Here is a 243-nt window from a genome sequence, read left to right as displayed (position 1 = left end):
CCATATAACACCCAAGCAATTTGATGCTCCTCGTTGAAATGACGAAAGTGACCAGATTGCGGTGTGTGAAGATGATACGAGCCGAAAGTTCGATATCTCACAAAACACCTGGCTGTCACCTACCCAATTTGCTGAAGCGAGGCCAACTGGTCACGACTCTGGACCCGAATTTCTTGACGACCATAGGGCATTGGACCCACCTGATCCCATCCCGAACGCAGTAGTGAAACGATGCATCGCCGA

Annotated in this window: 1 rRNA gene; it reads left to right on the top strand. The window is 50.2% G+C overall.

From position 1 onward, the window contains the following. Window positions 1–172: 172 nt before the first annotated feature. Window positions 173–243: ribosomal RNA gene (gene rrf / locus AC0IYH_RS33475) — 5S ribosomal RNA — on the top strand; the annotation flags it as partial.

It is taken from the genome of Pseudomonas sp. AC463 (assembly GCF_979253585.1).
This window is presented reverse-complemented; position numbering and strand designations above follow the sequence as displayed.